Source organism: Burkholderia sp. Tr-20390, assembly GCF_017104595.1.
Classification (GTDB): domain Bacteria; phylum Pseudomonadota; class Gammaproteobacteria; order Burkholderiales; family Burkholderiaceae; genus Burkholderia.
The window spans coordinates 1-3585 of the sequence record NZ_JAAGPC010000347.1 but is presented as its reverse complement, the minus strand read 5'-3'; the positions used below and the strand labels follow the sequence as shown (position 1 = coordinate 3585).

Sequence of the window (3585 nt, the reverse complement as noted above, 5' to 3'; positions counted from 1 at the left end):
GTGGCTGCCGCCGTACTACATGCGGCTCGGCTGGTCGCCGACGGCGGCCGGCAGCCTGCTCGGCGGCGTGACGCTCGCGGAAGTCGTCGCGGGGCTGACGATCTCGGCGACGATCGACCGCCTGCCCGATCGCCGGCCCGCGCTGCATGCGGCGATCGCATCGCTGTTCGTCGGCTTGCTGGTGATGCTGGCCGCACCCGAGGCGCTCGCGCTGCCGGCCGCGCTGCTGATGGGCGCGGGGATCGGCGCGCTGTTTCCGCTGTCGCTGATCGTCACCGTCGACCATGCGGCGACGCCGGCCGATGCCGCGTCGCTGACGGGGTTCGTGCAGGGCATCGGCTACCTGATCGCCGGGCTGTTTCCGTTCGCGGCCGGCATCGTGCGCCAGCACCTCGCGGACCTGACGCCCGCATGGATCGCGATGGCCTGCCTGTGTGTCGCGCTGTTCGCGCTGGCGGCGGGGTTTGCGCCGAAGCGGGTGCTGCGCGCGGCGCGTGCGTAGCGCGTGTCCCGCACATGTTTTCCTGTCGCGATCGGATGTGGCGGTAGTCGTGCTCAACAGCTCAACCTGATCCCCGTCGTCGGCATCGCCGCGTCGATCCTGATCTCCGGCGAATCGGCGTCGACGATTTGCTTCGTCGGCGGTGCAATCACGATCGGCGTGCCGCGCGACACGCCCCTGCGCGAACGCCGTACCGAACCCGGGCCGGCCCGCGCGTGATCAGCCCGCGCTCGCGTACAGCGTCGAATCCGCGAACCCTTCGGCGTCCAGCACGCGCCCGATCAGGATCAGCGCGGTGCGCTCGATCTGCGTGCCCTGCACCTTGGCGACGATGTCGGCGAGCGTGCCGGTCACGCGTTCTTCATCCGGCCAGCTCGCGCGATAGATCACCGCGACCGGGCAATCGGCGCCGTAGTGCGGCAGCACTTCGTCGACGATGCGGGCGAGATGGCGCACGCCGAGATGGATCGCGAGCGTCGCGCGGTGCGCGGCGAGCGCGCCGAGCGCTTCGCCTTCCGGCATCGTCGTCTTGCCCGCGAAGCGCGTGAGGATCACCGTCTGCGCGACACCGGGCAGCGTCAGCTCGACGCCGAGCGTTGCCGCGCACGCGGCCGTGGCCGTGACGCCGGGTACGATTTCATACGGAATCCCGAGCGCTTTCAAGCGGCGAATCTGCTCGCCGATCGCACCGTACAGCGACGGGTCACCCGAATGCACGCGCGCGACGTCCTGCCCTTTCGCATGCGCGTCGGCGAGCAACGCGACGATGGCGTCGAGGTCGAGTTCGGCGGTATTGACGACCTGCTCCGCGCGATGGCCGTCGAGCACGGCCGCCGGCACGAGCGAGCCCGCATACAGGATCACCGGGCACGTGCGCACGAGGCGCTGGCCCTTCACCGTGATCAGCTCCGGGTCGCCGGGGCCCGCGCCGATGAAATACACCGTCATCGAAAAATCTCCGTCAATTCATGGGATGACCGGCCGCGCGGCGTCATGCGCGCGCGGCAGGATCGAGCGCGTCGATGAGCGCCGTGGCGGAATCGAACGCGCGGTCGGCGTCGGGTAGCGGCGGCCGGCGCAGCATCACGACCGGCAGCCTGCGTTCGCGCGCGACATCGAGCTTGGCTTCGGTGGCCGCGCCGCCGCTGTTCTTGCTGACGACGACGTCGATGCCCATCAGCGCGAACAGCGCGCGCTCGCCGTCGAGCGTGAACGGCCCGCGCGCGGCGATGATCTGCGCATGCGCATTGCCGGGATGCGCGTCGAGGCAGCGCACGAGCCAGAACTGGTGCGGCGGGATCGCGTCGAGATGCGCGAGCGGTTCGCGGCCGAGCGTGAACAGCGGCCGCCTGAACGGCGCGAGCGCGGCCTCGATGCCGGCCCAGTCGTCGACCATGCGCCAGTCGTCGCCGGGTTGCGGCACCCACGGCGCGCGGCGCAGCGCCCACAGCGGCACGCCCGCTTCACGCGCCGCGGCGGCGGCATTCGCGCTGATTTGCGCCGCATACGGATGGGTCGCGTCGATCACGAGGCCGATGCCGGCGTCGCGCAGATACGCGGCCAGGCCGGCCGCGCCACCGAAGCCGCCGACGCGCACGTCGCAGCGCAGGTCGTCGGGCACCTTGCCGAGGCCGGCCAGGCTGTACACGTGACGAGGCCCGAGCGCGCGCGCGATCTTCAGCGCATCGCCGGTGCCGCCGAGCAGCAGGATGCGCACGCTCATCGCGCCTCCCCGACGAAGCGGCCCTGCCGGTCGATCGCGAACATCTCGACCGCGACCGACGGCGGCACGATGTCGCGCGCGACGCGCAACGCCTGTGCACAGACGAGATCGCCGAGCGGCACGCCGTCGGCGTGCGCGAGCTTCAGCGCTTCCTGGCTCGTGTTCGCGGCGCGCATCGCGGCCTGCAGCGTGTCGCTTGCGCCCGCTTCGGCCGCCCACTGCGCGAGCAGCGGCAGGTCGATGCTCGAATGGCGGCTGTGCAGGTCGAGATGGCCGGCCGCGAGCTTGCTGAGCTTGCCGAAGCCGCCGCACATCGACATCCGCGCGACCGGCGCGCGCCGCAGGTGCTTGAGCACCGCGCCCGCGAAATCGCCCATCTCGATCAGTGCCATGTCGGGCAATTGATAGTGCGCGCGCATCGCGTCCTCGCTCGCGTTGCCGGTGCAGGCGGCAATGTGCGCGATGCCGTTCGCGCGGGCGACGTCGATGCCCTGGTGGATCGACGCGATATAGGCCGAACACGAGAACGGCCGCACGATGCCGGTCGTGCCGAGGATCGACAGCCCGCCGACGATGCCGAGGCGCGGGTTCATCGTCTTCAGCGCGAGCGCTACGCCGCCTTCGACGCCGATCGTCACGTCGAAGCCGCCCGCATAGCCATGCTCGGCCGCCAGCGCGTCCAGGTGCGTCGTCATCATCTGGCGCGGCACCGGGTTGATCGCCGGTTCGCCGACCGCCAGCGTCAGCCCCGCGCGCGTGACCGTGCCGACGCCCGGCCCCGCATGAAACCGCACGCCGGGCACCGCCGCGAGCGCGACGCGCGCGAAGATCAGCGCGCCGTGCGTGACGTCCGGATCGTCGCCGGCATCCTTGATCGTGCCGGCTTCCGCACCGTCGGCGGTCGCCCGGCAGAACTCGAGCCGCATCATCACGCGCTGCCCCTTCGGCAGCACGATCTCGACCGCGTCGTCCGCACTACCCGCGAGCAGCAGCCGCGCGGCGGCGAGCGACGTCGCGGTCGCGCAGCTGCCGGTCGTATAGCCGAAGCGTAGCGGCGCGGGCTGTTCGGGAGTCTCGTCGCGCATCACGCGTCCGTTGCGTTCGTCGTGGCCGGCGATGCGGACGTGTCGGCCGCGTCGGGCTTGCGCACGTCGTACAGCGTGACCGGCAACGGTTGTCGCCACGTATCGAAGCGGCCGAGCGGCTCGGCGTGGGCGAGCGACACGCGCGTGAGCGTGCCGCCGTGCGCATCGCGCCAGGCGGCGAGCGTCATCTCGCCCTGCAGCGTGACCGCGTTCGCGACCAGCCGGCCGCCGGGCTTCAGCGTTGCCCAACACGCGTCGAGCACGCCGGGCGCGGT

At 71.6% G+C, this 3585-nt stretch carries 5 protein-coding genes and 1 pseudogene; 2 read left to right on the top strand and 4 right to left on the bottom strand.

Annotated elements, in window-relative coordinates; translation table 11 throughout:
- The coding region (locus G3N98_RS38680) for an MFS transporter (RefSeq protein WP_206151066.1) at nt 1-502 on the top strand (502 nt) is incomplete at its 5' end.
- A gap of 3 nt (nt 503-505) precedes the next feature.
- Nucleotides 506-721 (top strand): hypothetical protein, encoded by a 216-nt coding sequence (locus tag G3N98_RS38675; RefSeq protein WP_206151065.1) that lies wholly within the window; start codon nt 506-508, stop codon nt 719-721.
- Here the strand turns inward: G3N98_RS38675 and cobM are convergent, their stop codons facing one another.
- The 4 genes and pseudogenes from cobM to G3N98_RS38655 form a co-directional block, all read right to left on the bottom strand.
- Nucleotides 722-1450 (bottom strand): precorrin-4 C(11)-methyltransferase, encoded by a 729-nt coding sequence (gene cobM, locus G3N98_RS38670; protein WP_206151064.1) that lies wholly within the window; start codon nt 1448-1450, stop codon nt 722-724.
- Between the two features lie 43 nt (nt 1451-1493).
- The gene (locus tag G3N98_RS38665; protein ID WP_175239849.1) at nt 1494-2225 is read right to left on the bottom strand and encodes a cobalt-precorrin-6A reductase; all 732 of its coding nucleotides are present in this window, start codon (nt 2223-2225) and stop codon (nt 1494-1496) included.
- Nucleotides 2222-3310, bottom strand: coding sequence for a cobalt-precorrin-5B (C(1))-methyltransferase (locus G3N98_RS38660; RefSeq protein WP_206151063.1), 1089 nt, complete (start codon nt 3308-3310; stop codon nt 2222-2224). Before G3N98_RS38660 ends, G3N98_RS38665 begins: the two co-directional genes overlap by 4 nt.
- Nucleotides 3310-3585: pseudogene (locus G3N98_RS38655) on the bottom strand (bifunctional cobalt-precorrin-7 (C(5))-methyltransferase/cobalt-precorrin-6B (C(15))-methyltransferase); the annotation flags it as partial. The pseudogene G3N98_RS38655 and the gene G3N98_RS38660, both read right to left, overlap by 1 nt.

Bases quoted from the DNA above. Each gene is read 5' to 3' on its own strand.
- cobM (WP_206151064.1), bottom strand. From the start codon at position 1,450: ATGACGGTGTATTTCATCGGCGCGGGCCCCGGCGACCCGGAGCTGATC.
- G3N98_RS38665 (WP_175239849.1), bottom strand. From the start codon at position 2,225: ATGAGCGTGCGCATCCTGCTGCTCGGCGGCACCGGCGATGCGCTGAAG.
- G3N98_RS38660 (WP_206151063.1), bottom strand. From the start codon at position 3,310: ATGCGCGACGAGACTCCCGAACAGCCCGCGCCGCTACGCTTCGGCTAT.